This is a genomic window from Clostridium sp. AUH-JLR23 (assembly GCF_964238065.1).
In the GTDB taxonomy this organism is placed as follows: Bacteria; Bacillota_I; Bacilli_A; order Erysipelotrichales; family Coprobacillaceae; genus Allocoprobacillus; species Allocoprobacillus merdigallinarum.
In genome coordinates, this window is the sequence record NZ_CAXSKY010000001.1 from 131,289 (window position 1) to 148,068 (window position 16,780).

The following is a 16,780-nucleotide window of genomic DNA, read 5'->3' on the forward strand; positions in this document are numbered from 1 at the left end:
TTTTTTATATAATTATGAAACTAATTTATAAAGTTATGAAAAGATATTTACTCATATGTCAATATCTTTTAAAATGAGAATATAAGAGAAAAAGGAGGACTTTATAAGTGGAAAAGAAAATGCCAAAAGATTTTTATTGGGGTGGTTCTGTATCATCATTCCAAACTGAAGGAGCAAGAAATGAAGGAGGAAAAGGGGTTTGTATTTATGATGTTAGACCAATGAATCCTGAATTTTCAGATTGGAATGTTGCGATTGATGAATATCATCGTTATGATGAAGATATTGCATTAATGAAAGAAATGGGATTTAATTTCTATCGTTTTTCTATTTGCTGGTCAAGAATTATTCCTAATGGAACTTTAGATGAACCTGTTAATGAAGAAGGTGTGAAGTTCTATAGTGATTTAATTGATAAGTTATTGGCAGCTGGTATTGAACCAATGATTACATTAGTTCATTTTGATATGCCTTACCATCTTGTTAAAAATTATAATGGTTTTGCATCTCGTTATGTTGTAGATTGCTTTGAAAGATATGCAAGAGTATGTATTGAAAGATTTGGAGATCGTGTAAAACATTGGATGAGTTTCAATGAACAAAATTTGCATGGTCAAATGTTAAGAGTTTCTAATGCTGAAGAAATTCCTGAAGGTGTAAGTGAACCAAAACATTTATATCAAGTTAACCATAATGTCTTTATTGCACATTGTAAAGCTGTTAAAGCATTAAGAGAATTACAACCAGATGCTAAATTCTGTGGTATGGCTGCTGTTACAAATATTTATCCATACACAAATACACCTAAAAACAACTTATTTGCATGGCAAGCTTATCAATATATGAATGGTTTCCATGTTGATGTTTTTGCAAAAGGAAAATATCCAGATTATATAGTAGCTTATCTTGAAAATAGAGGATGGATGCCTCATTTTGAAGAAGGCGATGAAGAATTATTAAAATACACTGTTGATTATATTGCATTCAGTTATTATCGTTCTAATACAGTGACTGAAGGTGAATTTGACTTAGAAAGACCATATCATGAAGTTGTTGGTGAACATATGATTAAAAATCCTCATTGTGAAGCTAATGAATGGGGATGGGAAATTGACCCAATTGGATTTAGATGGACATTAAATGATTTACATACACGTTCTGATTTACCAGTATTCGTTCTTGAAAATGGTATTGGATGGCGTGAAGATATGACTCAAGAAGAAGTAGATGCAATGCTTGCAGCAGGTAAAACAATCGAAGATGATTATCGTATCAACTATCATAGAGATCATATTAAAGAAATGGAAAATGCAATGTTTGAAGATGGTGTTCCTTGTTTAGGATATATTACTTGGGGACCAATTGATATTTTAGCAAGTATGTGTAATATGGATAAACGTTATGGATTTGTTTATGTTAACAGAACAAACAAAGATATCAGAGATTTAAAACGTATTCCTAAAAAATCATTCTATTGGGTTGCTAAAGCATTTAAATCTAATGGTGAAGATTTAGATTAATAAAATCAAAGAATGGCAAGTTGACTTGACCATTCTTTTTTTTGATAAAAATTATATTAAAAAAGAATATTCAATGTAGTTATTTTTATGAGACGGATAAAAAAAGAAAAATTAGCACATCTGGGTTGACAGTGCTAAAGGATAGGTGTAAGATACTATTAGCACAAAAATAGATAGAGTGCTAATAAAAGGAGATGTAAATATGGCAGAAAAGAAACAGTTTAAAGCTGAATCACAAAGATTATTAGATTTAATGATTAACTCTATTTATACACATAAAGAGATTTTTTTAAGAGAATTGATTTCAAATGCCAGTGATGCTTCAGATAAATTATATTACAAAGCATTGACTGAAAATTTAAATGGTATTTCAAGAGAAGATTTATCTATTCAAATTGTGATCAATAAAGATCATCGTATGTTATCTATTATTGATCAAGGTATTGGTATGAATGCAGATGAATTAGAAGAACATTTAGGAACAATTGCTAATAGTGGTTCTTTTGAATTTAAACAGGCATTAGAAAAAGGACAAGATGATGTTGATATTATTGGACAATTTGGTGTTGGATTCTATTCAGCATTTATGGTTGCTCATAAGGTGGAAGTGATTTCTAAAAAGTATGGAGAAGAACAGGCTTATATCTGGGAATCTGATACAAGTGATGGATATACAATCAATGAAATTGATTATCCAAATCATGGAACAAGAATCAATCTCTATTTAAAAGATAACACTGATGATGAAAATTATGATCAATATTTAGATGAATATGAAATTCAAAGATTAGTGAAAAAATATTCTGATTATGTTCATTACCCAATTAAGATGGATATGACAACTTCTAAGAAAAAAGAAGATAGTGATGAATATGAACAAGTCATTGAAAATAAGACATTAAATTCAATGGTTCCTTTATGGAAAAGACCTAAAAAGGAAATCACAGAAGAAGATTATAATGAATTCTATAAAGATAAATTTAATGATTTTAGCGATCCATTATGTGTTATGCATAACAGTGTAGAAGGAACAATTTCTTATGATTCATTATTATTTATTCCTTCTAAGCCACCAATGAACTATTATTCACAAGATTATGAAAAAGGTTTACAGCTTTATTCTCGTGGTGTCTTTATTATGGATAAAGCCAGTGAACTTGTTCCTGAACATTTCAGATTTGTGAAAGGTTTAGTAGATTCACAGGATTTATCATTAAATATTTCTCGTGAAATGTTACAACATGACCGTCAATTGAAAATCATTGCTGATAAAATTGAAAAACGTATTCAAAGTGAACTTGAAAAAATGTTAAAGAATGACCGTGAAAAATATGAAGAATTCTTTAAGAGCTTTGGATTACAGTTAAAATTCGGTATTTATAACAGCTATGGTATGTTAAAAGATAAATTACAAGATTTATTGTTATATTATAGTGCCAATGAAAAGAAAATGATAACTTTCAATGAATATGTTGAAAACATGAAAGATGGTCAAAAAAAAATCTATTTTGCCAGTGGCGAAAGCTATGAAAAGATTGATCATTTACCAACAGTAGAAATGGTGAAAGATAAAGGATTTGATATTCTTTATATGATTGATAATGTAGATGAATTCTGTATTCAGATGTTAAGAGATTATAAAGAAAAACCATTTAAAAATATCAATCAAGGTGATTTAGATATTGATAGTGAAGAAGAAAAGAAAGAGTTAGAAAAAGTCAGTGAAGATAATAAAGACTTAATCTCAACTCTTAAAGATGCATTGAAAGATAAAGTTCAAGATGTCAAAGTGTCTTCACGTTTAAAAACACATCCTGTTTGTTTGGTAAGTAGCGAAGGTGTTTCTTTTGAAATGGAAAAAGTTCTCAATCAAATGCCTGATGGACAAAATATCAAAGCAGGAAGAATTTTAGAAATTAATCCAAATCATGCAATCTTTACAGCTTTACAATCTTTATTTGAAAAAGATAAAGATAAAATTAATGATTATGCATCATTGTTATATGATCAGGCTTTATTAATTGAAGGATTTAGTATTGATGATCCTGTTGAATTTTCTAATAAGGTTTGTCAATTAATGGTAGATGCAAATAAATAAGTCATTGGAGGAAACGGTTTTGATAAATCGTTTCTTTTTTTATGTTATAATAGATTTGGGTGAGGAATTATGATAAAAAAGGGTATTTCTATAATGATTATAAGTTGTTTATTAATATTGATAACAGGTTGTCAATCTCAAGACGGATCTCAACAGGCGAATCTAACAGAATATCGTTTTGCAGGTTATTATGATTGGTTTTTAGGAAAAGAGGAATATGAAGATTTTATGACATATGTCTCTAATGATCAATCTTTAAAGATTGATTCTCAATATGGTGAAAAGATTTATCGAGATGGTGAATACCTGATTATAGAAGCAACTGATGAACAAAAACAAGCACTGATCAATCAAAATAAGCAGCTTATTGAACAGGCTGCAGAAGAATTTATGAAAATGGGAGAAGATTATCAGATGGATTATAGTGATGATTATTCGTCTATGACAATTTGGATTGATCAGGAACATTTTGTAGATATTTTTTCAAGTGAAGCTTTTGAAGTAGGTGGGAACATGCTTGGCATTATAAGTCTTGTTACAGCAAGCCGTGTATTGACAACGGGAGATTGTGATAGTGCTGTTAAAATTCATATAATTAATTTAGATAGTGACTATCAGGTTGCAGAAGCTATTTTTCCGTATGAATCTATTCAGATCACTTCTCAAGATTGGCTGACAAGTCAACAAAATGATGTGACTGACTCTTCAAAATTAGAAGGTTATTCAAGAGTTTTAGCAACAGTCATTGAAAAAAATGACAATCAGATATTTTTCAAGCCTGAATCAACATCATCTGATTATCAAAAAGATGAAAAGCTATGCTTGTGTTTAGATAGTGTTTATGGAGAAGATGTTTTTATGCCTTATCAGTTATCTAAAGGTGATCAAGTCTATTTAACATTGAATGGAAATTATGCTCTTCATGATGATGGTGATGAAATTCCTGATATTGCTCCAATGGCAATCATTCCTGTACAATATATAGATGATGCTATGTAACTTTATTTGCAAATCGGATTTATCAAGATTATAATAAGGATAGGTGATGAAAACATGGAATTAGATGAAGTTTTGAATAAAAGAAAAAGTATAAGAAGACAATATCTGTCAAAAGAAGTTGATGATGAGGTGATTCGTCAGGTTATTGAAGCGGCGATTTTAGCGCCTTCATGGAAGAACTCACAGGTGACACGTTATTATATCGCTAAATCAAAAGAAGCTTTACAGCAGGTAAAGAATGCTTTGCCAGAATTCAATCAAGAAAATGTTGGTCAAGCTCCTGTTTTAATCGTTTCCACGATTGTTTTGAATCGCTCTGGTTATAATAAAGATGGTACACCAACGAATGAACTTGGCAATGGATGGGGATATTATGATTGTGGTATGCATAATATGAACCTTTTGTTGAAGGCGACAGAATTAGGATTATCTACGTTGGTTATGGGTATTCGTGATGAACAGAAAATAAAGGAAATATTTGCGGTTCCTGATAATCAATCTGTTGTTAGTGTTATCGCTTTAGGTTATAGTGATATGGAAATTGAAAGACCACAACGTAAAACATTTGAAGATATAACTGTAATGAAATGAGGAAAGATATGATAGTTTTATATATTATTGGTGGATTTGTTTGTTTATTATTGGCTATATATGTATTAGATCGTAGAGAAAAAATGTCAAAAAAGATTAAACAAATCAAAGAACAAAAACAAGAAATTCAAGAACTGAATAATCAATTAGATGAGATTCAATACCAACTTGGTTTGATGGATGACTCTATTCAAAAGGCTCATGATATAAGTTCACAAATTTTATTTTATATGAAAAAATAAAATGATTTTTGTGAATATAATAAAATAATGATAGCTTTTATGGTAAAATTCAAAATATAATGATTTATATAAATAAAAAGTAAAAAAAGTGTTGACATGTTTATGCAAATGCATATAATAAAAGCATATAAAAAAATTCGATGAAAAAGAGAGTAGTTTAAACAAATATCAAGCGAGCTGATGTTGGTGTGAGATCAGTATAGGCGTTTAAATGAACCGCACTTTGGAGAACGATGCTTGAAAGAAGTAGGGTATCGAGTGAATCTGCTTTAAGGATAGAGGTGGATATATCTTTGATATATCAAAAAGAGTGGTACCGCGATGATTTCGTCTCTTAGTTCAACTAAGAGACGTTTTTTTATACAAAGGGGGAATTGATTTTGATGAGGATGAGTTTACGGCGATGATTGATTAAAATCACAGAAGCTATAAAATAAATAAAATCAAAAAAGAAAGAAGAGGGAATGAAAATGAAAAAATTATTTAAAGGATTATTAGTTGCCGCTATGGCATTAACAATGACAGCATGTGGTGGAGGAGAAAGTGGTTCAAATGAACAAAAGTTATTGATTGGTATTTCTCCTGATTATGCACCTTATGAATCATTAAATACTGATGGTGAAATGGAAGGATTTGATATTGATATGACAAAAGAGCTTATTAATATCATGAATGAAAATGGTGGAAATTATACTTATGAATTTAAACAGATGTCATTTGATACAATTTCAACAAGCTTAATGGCAAAACAAATTGATTTAGGTATTTCAGGTTTTACAATGCATGATGACTGGGATGTGTTATGGTCAAATAAATATAATGATTCTAAACAAGTGGCTTTAGTTTCTGAAGATAGTTCTATCCAGACTGTTAAAGATTTAGAAGGTAAAAAAATCGGAGCACAGTTATCAGCAACTGGTGAAGCATGTGCTAATGATATTAAAGATGCGAAAGTAACAACTGTTACAGATGTTAAGGTATTAGTTGAAACATTAAAATCTGGTGGTGTTGATGCTGTTATTTTAGATTATGCAGTTGCTAAAAATTATGATTCACAAGATGCATATAGAATGATTGATGAAGCTTTATTAGAAGAAGAAAATTTAATTATTGCAAATAAAGATAGTCAAGAATTAATGGATGATGTCAATAAAGCTTTAGACGAATTTATAAAATCTGATAAATATACTGAACTAAAAGAAAAATGGGGAGCTTAATATAAATGGAAAATCTTTTAACACAAGAAAATTTAATGTTTATGTTAAGAGGTGCTGGAATGTCGCTAATATTAGCGACATTCGCAGTTTTCTTTGGGATGATTTTAGGAACATTGGGAGCTGCTTCAAAGTTATCTAAACATGCACCTTTAAGATGGATTGGGAATATATATGTAGAAGTCATTCGAGGAACACCAATGTTATTACAAATTATGTTCTTCTATATAGCTATTCCAGTTATCTATCAGTCAATAACTGGAACTCGTATGAATCCCGATCCATATATTTGTGGATTAATCGCTTTAAGTATAAATAGTGGAGCCTATTCAACTGAATTAATCAGAAGTGGTATTCAGGGAATTGATAAAGGTCAATGGGAAGCCTGTGAAACATTAGGATTAAGTTATTTTCAGACAATGCGTTTTGTGGTATTGCCACAAGCCTTTAAGAGAATTATTCCACCAATTGTCAGTGAATTTATCACTTTAATTAAAGATTCATCATTGATTAGCTGTATTGGAGCAACTGAGTTGCTTATGAGTGCACAAGTTTTAGGATCAAGAACTTTTAATTTGATTTATCCTTTACTTGAGGCAGCGTGTTTATATCTCGTGATGACACTCACTATTTCATATATTTCAAGACGTTTAGAAAGGAAGTTGTCTGCCCGTGATTAAAGTAGAAAATATTGTGAAACAATTCAATGATTTAAAAGCTGTTAATGATGTTTCCTTAGACATAAAAAAAGGTGAGATTGTTTGTTTGATTGGTCCTTCTGGTTCTGGGAAAAGTACAGTTTTAAGATGTATTAATGGATTAGAAAAACCAGAAAGTGGACATATTTATGTGAATGATCAATTGCTTGATGAAAAAGATCCAGAAACTTATAAAAAATTAAGAAGTTTAATGGGATTTGTCTTTCAGCATTTTAATTTATTCCCCAATATGACAGTTTTAGAAAATCTGACTTTAGCACCTATTCAAGTTATGAAAAAAAGCAAAGATGAAGCTGAACAAATAGCTTGCCAATATTTAGAAAGAGTGGGTCTTCTTGATAAAAAAGATGAATATCCAAATAAATTATCAGGTGGGCAAAAACAAAGGGTTGCGATAGCAAGAAGTTTATGCATGAATCCACAAATCATGTTATTTGATGAACCTACAAGTGCTTTGGATCCAGAAATGGTTATTGAAGTTTTGGAAGTTATGCAGGAATTGGCTAATGAAGGAATGACAATGGTTGTTGTGACACACGAAATGGGATTTGCTAGAACGGTAGCAGATCGTGTTATCTTTTTAGAGGATGGCAAAATTGTTGAAGAAAATACGGCTGAAGAATTCTTTAGAAATCCTAAAACACAAAGAGCACAGGATTTCTTAAATAAGGTTATGCATTAATGAAACTTAATGAATTTAAAGTAGAAACATGGATGACAGATCATGAAAACGATTGTCAATATAATTTGACAGAAACATGTGTGTCATCCTTATCTTTATTAGAACTTCAACAATTTGTTCAAGAGGATATAGCGAAACAGATGATGTCTATGAAAATGGATTATGGTCCTATTGTTGGATCAACACGTTTAAAAAAAGCTATCTTATCACTCTATGAACAGGGTGGACTTGAAAATATAACTATAACTCATGGAGCTATTAATGCCAACGAACTGGTATTAATGAGTTTGCTAGAAAAAGGAGATCATGTTATTAGTTTATTTCCAACTTATCAGCAAATGTATGATTTTCCATTATCATTAGGTTGTGAGGTTTCTTTAATTCCTTTAAAAGAAGAAAATGACTGGTTACCAACAATTGAAGATTTTGAATCATGTATACAAGAACATACAAAAATGATATGCTTAAATTCACCTAATAATCCTACTGGAACAACAATACCTTTGTCATTAATGAAAGATATTATAAAATTAGCTCAAAAATATGATTGCTATATTTTATGTGATGAAATCTATCGTGGTGTAGATACTGAAAGCTTAGAATTATATCCTTCATTTAGTGATTATTATGATAAAGCAATAGTGACACAAAGTTTATCAAAAGTTTTCTCATTTGCTGGTTTAAGACTTGGTTGGATAAAAGGACCTCAGGAAGTCATTGATTTAGTAAACTATCGACGTGACTATCATATTATTAGTAGTGGTCCATTAGATGATTATCTGGCTTGTTTAGTATTAGAAAATAAAGATGTGATTTTAAAACGTAGTCGTGATATATGTCAAACAAATAAACTTATTCTTAAAAAATGGTTAGATCAAGAACCACTTGTTTCTTGTGTTATACCACGTCATGGAACAGTTTGTTTCTTACATTATCATTTGGATATACCATCAGCAGAGTTTTGTGAAAAACTTCAAAAAGAAACAGGTGTATTTTTTGTGCCAGGAAGTGCATTTGATATAGAATATCATTTACGTTTTGGCTTTACACAAGATGAAAAAGTGATAAAAGAAGGGCTTATTACATTTTCTAAATGGTTAAGACAATTTGATCATCAGTCTATAGACATTCAGCTATAGACTTTTTTTTGCGTCTATATACTAATTGATAGACAAAATAAGTTGAGAACATCAGTGTCGAAAATAAACCAATCAGCATGACAATTGCCACACTTTCTACATGAAAACGTGGAATTAAAATGATTAAACAAATTAATTCAATAATAACTTCAAATGTACTCATCATAAACATTTCTTTATTTTTGTTGAATGCTTGAAGTGTGGCACTTAAAGGTGTTTGTAAATAGAAGATTGTAAAGGGAATACACATGTATTGTAAACAATGATAACCTTTGGTTGTATTGTACATGATTTGAAGGCAGACATCGCCATAAAAATAAAATATAAGTGTAAAAGGAAGACTGATAAAAAAACAGATGACCAAACTATAAAAAACATGTTTTTTTAATGCTTCTAAACGATTATATGCAATATCTTTATTAAGAATAGGAATCAACAATCTTAAAACAACATTATTAAAGAAAGTAGGTGTAACCAGCAAAGAAATGACATAACCGTTAATAATCGCATATTGAAGGTGTATTTGGTTTTCTCCTATATGAAGTTTTGTTAAAATAGAAACCAAAAGGATGGGTTCTAAAAAATTATAGCAGACATGAAGCAGTCTTGAACCTGTTAATGGTAAAGCAATATTCATCATATCTTTAAATATAAAATGTTTTTGAAAATAGGATATGGGATGATAATGCCAATTGATTTTCCTTTTTAAACGTAACATTAAAAAAAGAATAGAAGTGAGTTCACCAATACTCATAGCTAAAATAGCAATGCTGACTAAATACGTCATCGGTAAATAATGAAACTGTTGAATAACAATGTAGGTAAAAAGAATACGAGAAACTTCTTCAAATAATTGTGCAAGTGATAAGTTCCAAACATCTTCTCTTCCTAAATAGTAATTCTTAATAATACCACTTATACCAACTAATGGAATGAATGGAAGGATGCATAATAAAGGTAAATATGCATCGCTTTGTTTTAGAAAATAGAGAGCAATTATTTTTGAAAAAAACAAAAGTCCACCCATAATCAATAAACATGTTGCTAAACAAATGCATAAAGCTGAAATAATAACTTTTTTATTGTTGTATTTGGGGTGTGAAATCAAGCGGAAAACAGCAGATGGAATGGAAAACTGAGCTAAGGTAATACATAAAGAAAGTGTCGGGATAGCCAAAATATAAAGAGCCATTCCATTTTCGTCTAAAAGACGGGATAAAAGCATTCTGTTGAATAAAGAAAAGACTTTTGTGATGAGGGTACTGCTTGTTAATATGAGAAATGAATTAATCAATTTTCTTTTCATAAAATACTTCCTTTATTGTCGAATTTCCTTTATAATAAATATGTTAATTATTCAAAAAATATGTTAGGAAGTGCAGTCAATGGAAATCAATATTAAGAATAACTTGCCATTAGATATTCTTTTTTTAATTCGTATAAAAGCTAATGAATTTAAAAATGAAGGAATTCATGAAATTGATAGTTATGATATTAAAGACTATCTTTATTCTATAAAATGGAAAGATGTTGAAACAAAAGCAATGTGTGATGTTATTGATGATATTATGTCATTACGTTTCTCAGAAGTTTTTGATTATTTAAAAATGAAAGTCATTAAAGAAGCTTCAACCATGAATATAGATGATTTTAGTGATTTTATAGCTAAATAATAATGATTGATCCTCTAACCGTTTTGTTTTTGTTAGAGGTGTTTTTATTTGATATCATGCCAAACAGATTATTTGAAATATAAAAGATACGTATGTTATAATACACGTAATTGAAAAAGGACGAACTTTAAGGAGATAGATATATTTTATGAAATATAAAATTATTGAGCCACAACATTATCAGCAGATTCAAAATCAATATCATATCAATTCTTTATTAGCAAAAGTGATTGAAAGTCGTCAATATGATGAAAACACTTTAAAAGATTTTATAAATCCACGTTTAATTTATCATGATTTTTCTTTGTTTGAAGAAGCTGATATGACATTGGAAAGAATTCATGAAGCTATTGAAAATCATGAAAAAATTTGTATTTATGGTGATTATGATTGTGATGGTATTTTAGCAACGACAATTCTTGTACAAGCTTTTTTAGAATTAGGTGTAGAAGTAGGGTATCATATTCCTAATCGTTTTGATGATGGTTATGGACTCAATGTTAAACGTGTAGAACAGATGGCACAAAAAGGTTATTCTCTCATTATTACGGTTGATAATGGAGTCAAAGCTTTCGATGCGGTAGAAAGAGCTAATGAATTGGGTGTTGACGTTATTATTACTGATCATCATCAATTTGATAACGATTTACCTGATGCCTGTACTTTTATTCATACGAAATTATCTCCGGATTATCCATTTAAAGAAATTTCTGGTGGTTTTGTAGCATATAAATTAGCGAGTGCTTTATTAGGAAGACAAGATAAATATCTTTATTGCTTGGCTGCAATTACAACGGTTTCAGATATGATGCCATTATTGGATGAAAATCGTTCATTAGTGAAAAAAGCTTTAACATTCATGAAGGAAGAAAAATATCCTTCATTAGAGCTATTATTAGGAAATCAGCAGACATATTCAACGACAAGTATAGGTTTTGTGATTGCACCTAAAATTAATTCATTTGGACGTTTACCAGAGTTTTGTTCGCCTAATGTTTTAGTGAAATATTTTTTAAAGAATGCTCCTAGAGATTTTATGGTGAAAGTTTCTCAAATGGCGATTTCTTTAAATACCAAACGTCAAACAATGACAAATCAACAATATGAAATGGCTAAGGAAGGTATGGGAGATGATTTTCTATATTGGTCAAGTGATCAGGTTCATGAAGGATTAGTTGGTTTGATTGCAGGTAAATATACTCGAGAATATGAACGTCCAGGCTTTGTGATGGCATATGATGAGAAAAAGGGATTATATAAAGGAAGTGCCAGAAGTATTGAAGGTTTTTCTTTACATCAATTTTTTATGGAACATCAAGATCAGTTTGTTGCTTTTGGTGGACATTCTTTGGCGGGTGGATTTACTGTAGATGAAGCACATTATGATTCATGTTATCAATGTATTAAAGAAGCATTAAAAGATCTTCATTTGCATCCAACAACAACAGTTCTTCATATTGATGAACAGGATATAGATATAAAAAATGTTGAATCTTTATCTTTATTGGAACCATTTGGTATGAGTAATGAAGAACCGTTATATATGTTAAAGGATGTACCTGTATCACAAATACAACAATTAAGTCAGGGAAAACATTTAAAGATGCAAACTGATTTGAATCGTAGTCATGTGTCGATGTTGTATTTTCAGCATGGAGATTTATATGGAAAACTTAAAAATATAAAAAAGATGAGTGTTATAGGAACATTACAAATTAATGAATATCGAAATCAGAAAAGTCTGAATTTTATTATTAAAGATATCGTATAATGACTTTATAAAAAGATAGAATTTTGATATAATAAATAAATAAGGAGGGCTTTTAAGCTATGGATTTAAAAAAGTATATTAAAGATATTCCTGATTTTCCAGAACCAGGTGTCTTGTTTAGAGATGTGACACCACTTTTAGCTGATAAAGATGCTTATCAGGAATCTATTCGCTTATTGAGTGATTTTGCAAAAGAGAAAAAAGTAGATCTTGTTGTAGGACCAGAAGCGAGAGGATTTCTATTTGGATGTCCAGTGGCTTTGACATTGAATTGTGGTTTTGTTCCAGTTAGAAAGCCAGGGAAATTACCACGTGAAGTTGTAAGCCAGTCATATGATTTAGAATATGGATCAAATGAAATTCAAATGCACAGTGATAGTATTCAACCTGGACAGAATGTTTTAATTGTTGATGATTTATTAGCAACTGGTGGTACAGTTGATGCAGCTGTATCTTTAATTGAAAAAATGGGCGGAAACGTTGTAGGAATTGCTTTTTTGATTGAACTTGAAGCTTTGAAAGGTAGAGAACTTTTAAAAGATTATGACGTTTATTCAGTCTTGAAGTATTAAGAAGAGACGGTGTCTCTTTTTTAGCATAAAGCCAAAGTAAAGGAGGAAGGATATATGAAATATAAAGGAGCACATGATCAAGTTACTTTTGATGATGTATTAGAAAGCTGTTCAACTTACATCACGAAAAAAGAAAGTATAGATTTGATTCAAAAAGCTTATGATTTTATTATGGTCAAACATGAAGGACAAAAGCGCAAAAGTGGAGAACCATATACTATTCATCTGATTTGGGTTGCATATATTCTAACAACTTTACAGACAGGACCAACAACGATTGCAGCTGGGCTTTTACATGATGTCATGGAAGATTGTGATGTTTCGCATGATGAAATGGTTGAGCGTTTTGGTGAAGAAATTACAAGTTTAGTAGAAGGTGTAACCAAAATTAATAAAATGCCATTTAAAGATGAAGCAGATGTTTATGCTGAAAATCATCGTAAAATTTATATTGCTATGGCTAAAGATATTCGTGTTATTTTGATTAAGTTAGCAGATCGTTTACACAATATGCGCACATTGCAATATATGACACCTGAAAAACAACAACGTATTTCTAGGGAAACATTGGAAGTCTATGCGCCAATTGCACATCGTTTAGGTATTAATGATATTCGTATTGAATTAGAAGATTTATGCTTACATTATTTGGATCCTAAAGCTTATTTAGAAATTTCTGAATTATTAGAACAAAAACGTAGTGAGCGTAAAGAATCTGTTGAGAAGATGATGAAGTCAGTAGAAGAATTATTGGATGAAAATCATATTGAATATCGCATTAAAGGACGTGCAAAACATATTTATAGTATCTATAAAAAAATGGTTATCAAGCATAAACGTTTTGATGAATTATATGATTTAAATGCTTTACGTATTATTTTAAAAGATAAAATGAAATGTTATGAAGTTTTAGGTATTATTCATGATCATTATCGTCCATTACCTGGACGTTTTAAAGATTATATTGCGATGCCTAAACCTAATATGTATCAGTCTTTGCATACAGCGGTTATAGGAGAAGACGGGCATATTTTTGAAATTCAGATTCGTACAGAAGAAATGGATGAATTAGCTGAACGTGGAGTTGCTTCTCACTGGCGTTATAAAGAAGGAAAAGAATATTCATCTAAACAGGAACAAAAAGATATCGTTGATAAGTTACAATGGTTAGGTGATTTTATTACTTTAAGTGATGAAATCAAAGATGGTGATGCTAAGGAATATTATGATTCTTTAAAAAGAGATATTTTTGAAGCTAATGTTTATGTTATGACGCCTCAAGGTAAGATTGTAGAGTTACCAAACGGCTCAACACCTATTGATTTTGCTTATCGTATTCATACAGAAGTTGGACATCATGCTGTAGGAGCTATTGTCAATAATGTTATGGTTCCTATTAACACCAAATTAAAAACAGGTGATGTCTGTGAAATTAAAACAAATAAAAATTCTGGACCAAGTGAAGACTGGTTGAAATTTGTTCAGACAGCAGGAGCAAGAAATAAAATCAGACAGTATATTTCAAAGAAAGATGCTGAAACTCAAAAAGAAGCTATTGAGGAAGGAAAAAAATTATTAAAGGAAGAAATTCGTAAACGTAATTTGGATGAAAAGAAATTTATGGATCCTGATACGTATAAATCTTATTTTGGGTCTTTTGGTGCTCGTCATTTTGATGATTTAATGTTAGTCATTGGAAAGAAACAAGCAACTGCTTCTACATTGATTGATAAGGTTCTTCCAAGCAAAACTGGATTCTTTGATAATCTTTCAAAGATTTTAAAGAAGAATAATAATGCTTTAAAAAATCAAAAGAAAAGCAGTAGTTTAGGAATCAGTGTTAAAGGTGTTGATGGACTGAAAATACAGTTATCTAAATGCTGTAATCCTATTCCTGGAGATGATATTGTTGGATATGTATCTAAGGGACAGGGAATTAAAGTGCATCGTAGTGATTGTCCTAACTTAAAAGGCGTTGAAAAAGGACGTTTAATTGATGTGTATTGGGATTATACTAATATTATGCAAAAACGTTTTGAGGTTGATATTGATATTAGAGGTTTAGACCGTCCTAATTTATTAAACGATATTATTACTGTATTAGGACAGGTGAAAGTCAACATTTTAAATATTAATGCTGGGGTTGTAGATACAGAGGCGCAAATTCAATTAAAACTTTCGGTTGAAAATGCAGAACTTTTACAGTTGACTATTGACAATTTAAATAAAATTCAAGGTATTTATAATATTACAAGAGTGATTCATTAATATAGAAAAGAGGAGAAGAAAATGAAACAATATACTTATATGATGTTAAAACCTGATGCTTTTGTTGATCATAAAAATCAAAGAGTTCTTGAAATATTAGCTCAACATCAATTACATGTTGAAAAATCACAAGTCGTGCAGGTAGATATAGATGTTATGAAGATTTTATTGGAACATTATCATCACGTTATTGACGAAAAGGGAAAGGATTTTAATTTTCCTGCAAGATTATTTAATACTTTCTATTTTGATGGTCCTCACTATATTATGCCTATGAAAGTGAGTTATGATGGTGATGAAGATATTATTACGTATTCTCGAAAAATTGTTGGAAAGACAAATCCAATACAGGCAGATCCACAGAGTATTCGTGGAGAATTGAGTTGTGATAGCTATGAATTAGCTGATCAGGAATATCGTCTTGTGGATAATATTATTCATGCTTCATCTTCTCATGAAGATGCTCAAAAAGAGTTGATTATATGGGAGAAATTTATTCGATAACATTTTCATAATACGAAAATGAAAAGGCTTTCATTTTTATAAAAAGTGTGTTAAAATATAAGCGAAGAAAAGGAAAGAAACGAAAGGAGGTCTTAAAAATGATGGGAAGAAAAATAAAAGAAAAAACATTGTATTTAGGACTTAAATTCGTTGACAATCTTGATCTTCCAAAAGATTATAGATTGGAAAGAGATATTCTACCCCCTAACATACAATAGGCCTGGGAAAGATAGGCCGTAAATATAAAAAAAGTTCATGATATAATAAAGAGTGATCATGATGGGTGAATGAGAAAGTTTATCAATTCATGATAAATGAGTAAAAAAGGACATAATGATATCGCTTTATAGAAAATATGGAAACATTATTCATGAGATTATCAATATGAAATGAAGTCTTATTGAATATTTCAAATGATATGTATGGAAATAAAAAAGAGTTTTTAAGAAATAAAACAATAAGATAGAGTTGAGTAATGATAAGCAAATAGATAATTGAGTGTCATCGTTATTTATAACATTTATATAAATAAATCACATTGAAGATAATATTTCTTCTTTAAAATAAAGGATAGAAATCAAGAAGTGAAAAACTTGATTTCTATCTTTTTTAATAGATCTAATAAATGATAATAGGAAATATAAATAATGTTATCTTAATTATGAAAAAGTGATATTCAAAAAGCTTATCAATAGTTAATTCAAAGGCAATTGGATATAAAAATAAAAAGAGATGGAACTCTTTATAAAGAAAAGAGTGATTGAACTTGATTTTTATAAGCGAATCTT

15 protein-coding genes and 1 other annotated feature are annotated in these 16,780 nt (G+C 30.0%); of the genes, 14 read left to right on the forward strand and 1 reads right to left on the reverse strand.

Annotation, left to right across the window (positions count from 1 at the left end; all coding sequences use genetic code 11):
- Positions 1-107 precede the first annotated feature (107 nt).
- From ACESR5_RS00740 to ACESR5_RS00780, 9 genes are all read left to right on the forward strand, one after another.
- Positions 108-1,520: a glycoside hydrolase family 1 protein gene (locus tag ACESR5_RS00740; RefSeq protein WP_373153772.1), complete on the forward strand. Its 1,413-nt coding sequence runs from the start codon at positions 108-110 to the stop codon at positions 1,518-1,520.
- A gap of 202 nt (positions 1,521-1,722) precedes the next feature.
- Positions 1,723-3,618 (forward strand): molecular chaperone HtpG, encoded by a 1,896-nt coding sequence (htpG, locus tag ACESR5_RS00745; protein WP_373153774.1) that lies wholly within the window; start codon positions 1,723-1,725, stop codon positions 3,616-3,618.
- A 69-nt stretch (positions 3,619-3,687) separates the two neighbouring features.
- Positions 3,688-4,617, forward strand: a complete 930-nt coding sequence (locus ACESR5_RS00750) for a hypothetical protein (protein ID WP_373153776.1) — start codon at positions 3,688-3,690, stop codon at positions 4,615-4,617.
- A gap of 54 nt (positions 4,618-4,671) precedes the next feature.
- On the forward strand, positions 4,672-5,208 hold the full coding sequence (locus tag ACESR5_RS00755; RefSeq protein WP_087297407.1) for a nitroreductase family protein: 537 nt from the start codon (positions 4,672-4,674) through the stop codon (positions 5,206-5,208).
- A gap of 8 nt (positions 5,209-5,216) precedes the next feature.
- A complete protein-coding gene (locus ACESR5_RS00760; RefSeq protein ID WP_373153778.1) occupies positions 5,217-5,450 on the forward strand; it encodes a hypothetical protein in 234 nt (77 codons plus the stop codon).
- 131 nt (positions 5,451-5,581) lie between these two features.
- Positions 5,582-5,788: a binding site (T-box leader), on the forward strand.
- Positions 5,789-5,920: 132 nt separating this feature from the next.
- Positions 5,921-6,667: a transporter substrate-binding domain-containing protein gene (locus ACESR5_RS00765; protein WP_087303676.1), complete on the forward strand. Its 747-nt coding sequence runs from the start codon at positions 5,921-5,923 to the stop codon at positions 6,665-6,667.
- Positions 6,668-6,672: 5 nt separating this feature from the next.
- Positions 6,673-7,344, forward strand: coding sequence for an amino acid ABC transporter permease (locus tag ACESR5_RS00770; protein WP_087303675.1), 672 nt, complete (start codon positions 6,673-6,675; stop codon positions 7,342-7,344).
- Positions 7,331-8,065 carry an amino acid ABC transporter ATP-binding protein gene (locus tag ACESR5_RS00775; RefSeq protein ID WP_373153833.1) on the forward strand — a complete coding sequence of 245 codons (735 nt, stop codon included), beginning with the start codon at positions 7,331-7,333 and terminating at the stop codon, positions 8,063-8,065. The genes ACESR5_RS00770 and ACESR5_RS00775 overlap by 14 nt, the downstream gene beginning before the upstream one ends.
- Positions 8,065-9,204 (forward strand): aminotransferase class I/II-fold pyridoxal phosphate-dependent enzyme, encoded by a 1,140-nt coding sequence (locus ACESR5_RS00780; protein WP_087303673.1) that lies wholly within the window; start codon positions 8,065-8,067, stop codon positions 9,202-9,204. The genes ACESR5_RS00775 and ACESR5_RS00780 overlap by 1 nt, the downstream gene beginning before the upstream one ends.
- On the opposite strand, the gene ACESR5_RS00785 is transcribed toward ACESR5_RS00780, so the two are convergent.
- Complete coding sequence (locus ACESR5_RS00785) at positions 9,185-10,510, reverse strand: oligosaccharide flippase family protein (protein ID WP_373153781.1); 1,326 nt, start codon at positions 10,508-10,510, stop codon at positions 9,185-9,187. The genes ACESR5_RS00780 and ACESR5_RS00785 overlap by 20 nt on opposite strands.
- Positions 10,511-10,589: 79 nt before the next feature.
- On the opposite strand from ACESR5_RS00785, the gene ACESR5_RS00790 reads away from it, so the two are divergent.
- From ACESR5_RS00790 to ACESR5_RS00810, 5 genes are all read left to right on the forward strand, one after another.
- The gene (locus tag ACESR5_RS00790; RefSeq protein WP_087245490.1) at positions 10,590-10,877 is read left to right on the forward strand and encodes a post-transcriptional regulator; all 288 of its coding nucleotides are present in this window, start codon (positions 10,590-10,592) and stop codon (positions 10,875-10,877) included.
- 148 nt (positions 10,878-11,025) lie between these two features.
- Positions 11,026-12,648, forward strand: a complete 1,623-nt coding sequence (gene recJ, locus ACESR5_RS00795) for a single-stranded-DNA-specific exonuclease RecJ (RefSeq protein ID WP_373153783.1) — start codon at positions 11,026-11,028, stop codon at positions 12,646-12,648.
- Between the two features lie 59 nt (positions 12,649-12,707).
- A complete protein-coding gene (locus ACESR5_RS00800; RefSeq protein ID WP_087245494.1) occupies positions 12,708-13,220 on the forward strand; it encodes an adenine phosphoribosyltransferase in 513 nt (170 codons plus the stop codon).
- A gap of 54 nt (positions 13,221-13,274) precedes the next feature.
- Positions 13,275-15,488, forward strand: coding sequence for a bifunctional (p)ppGpp synthetase/guanosine-3',5'-bis(diphosphate) 3'-pyrophosphohydrolase (locus ACESR5_RS00805; protein WP_087245496.1), 2,214 nt, complete (start codon positions 13,275-13,277; stop codon positions 15,486-15,488).
- Positions 15,489-15,509: 21 nt separating this feature from the next.
- Positions 15,510-15,992 carry a nucleoside-diphosphate kinase gene (locus ACESR5_RS00810; protein ID WP_087245498.1) on the forward strand — a complete coding sequence of 161 codons (483 nt, stop codon included), beginning with the start codon at positions 15,510-15,512 and terminating at the stop codon, positions 15,990-15,992.
- The last annotated feature ends 788 nt before the right edge of the window (positions 15,993-16,780 follow it).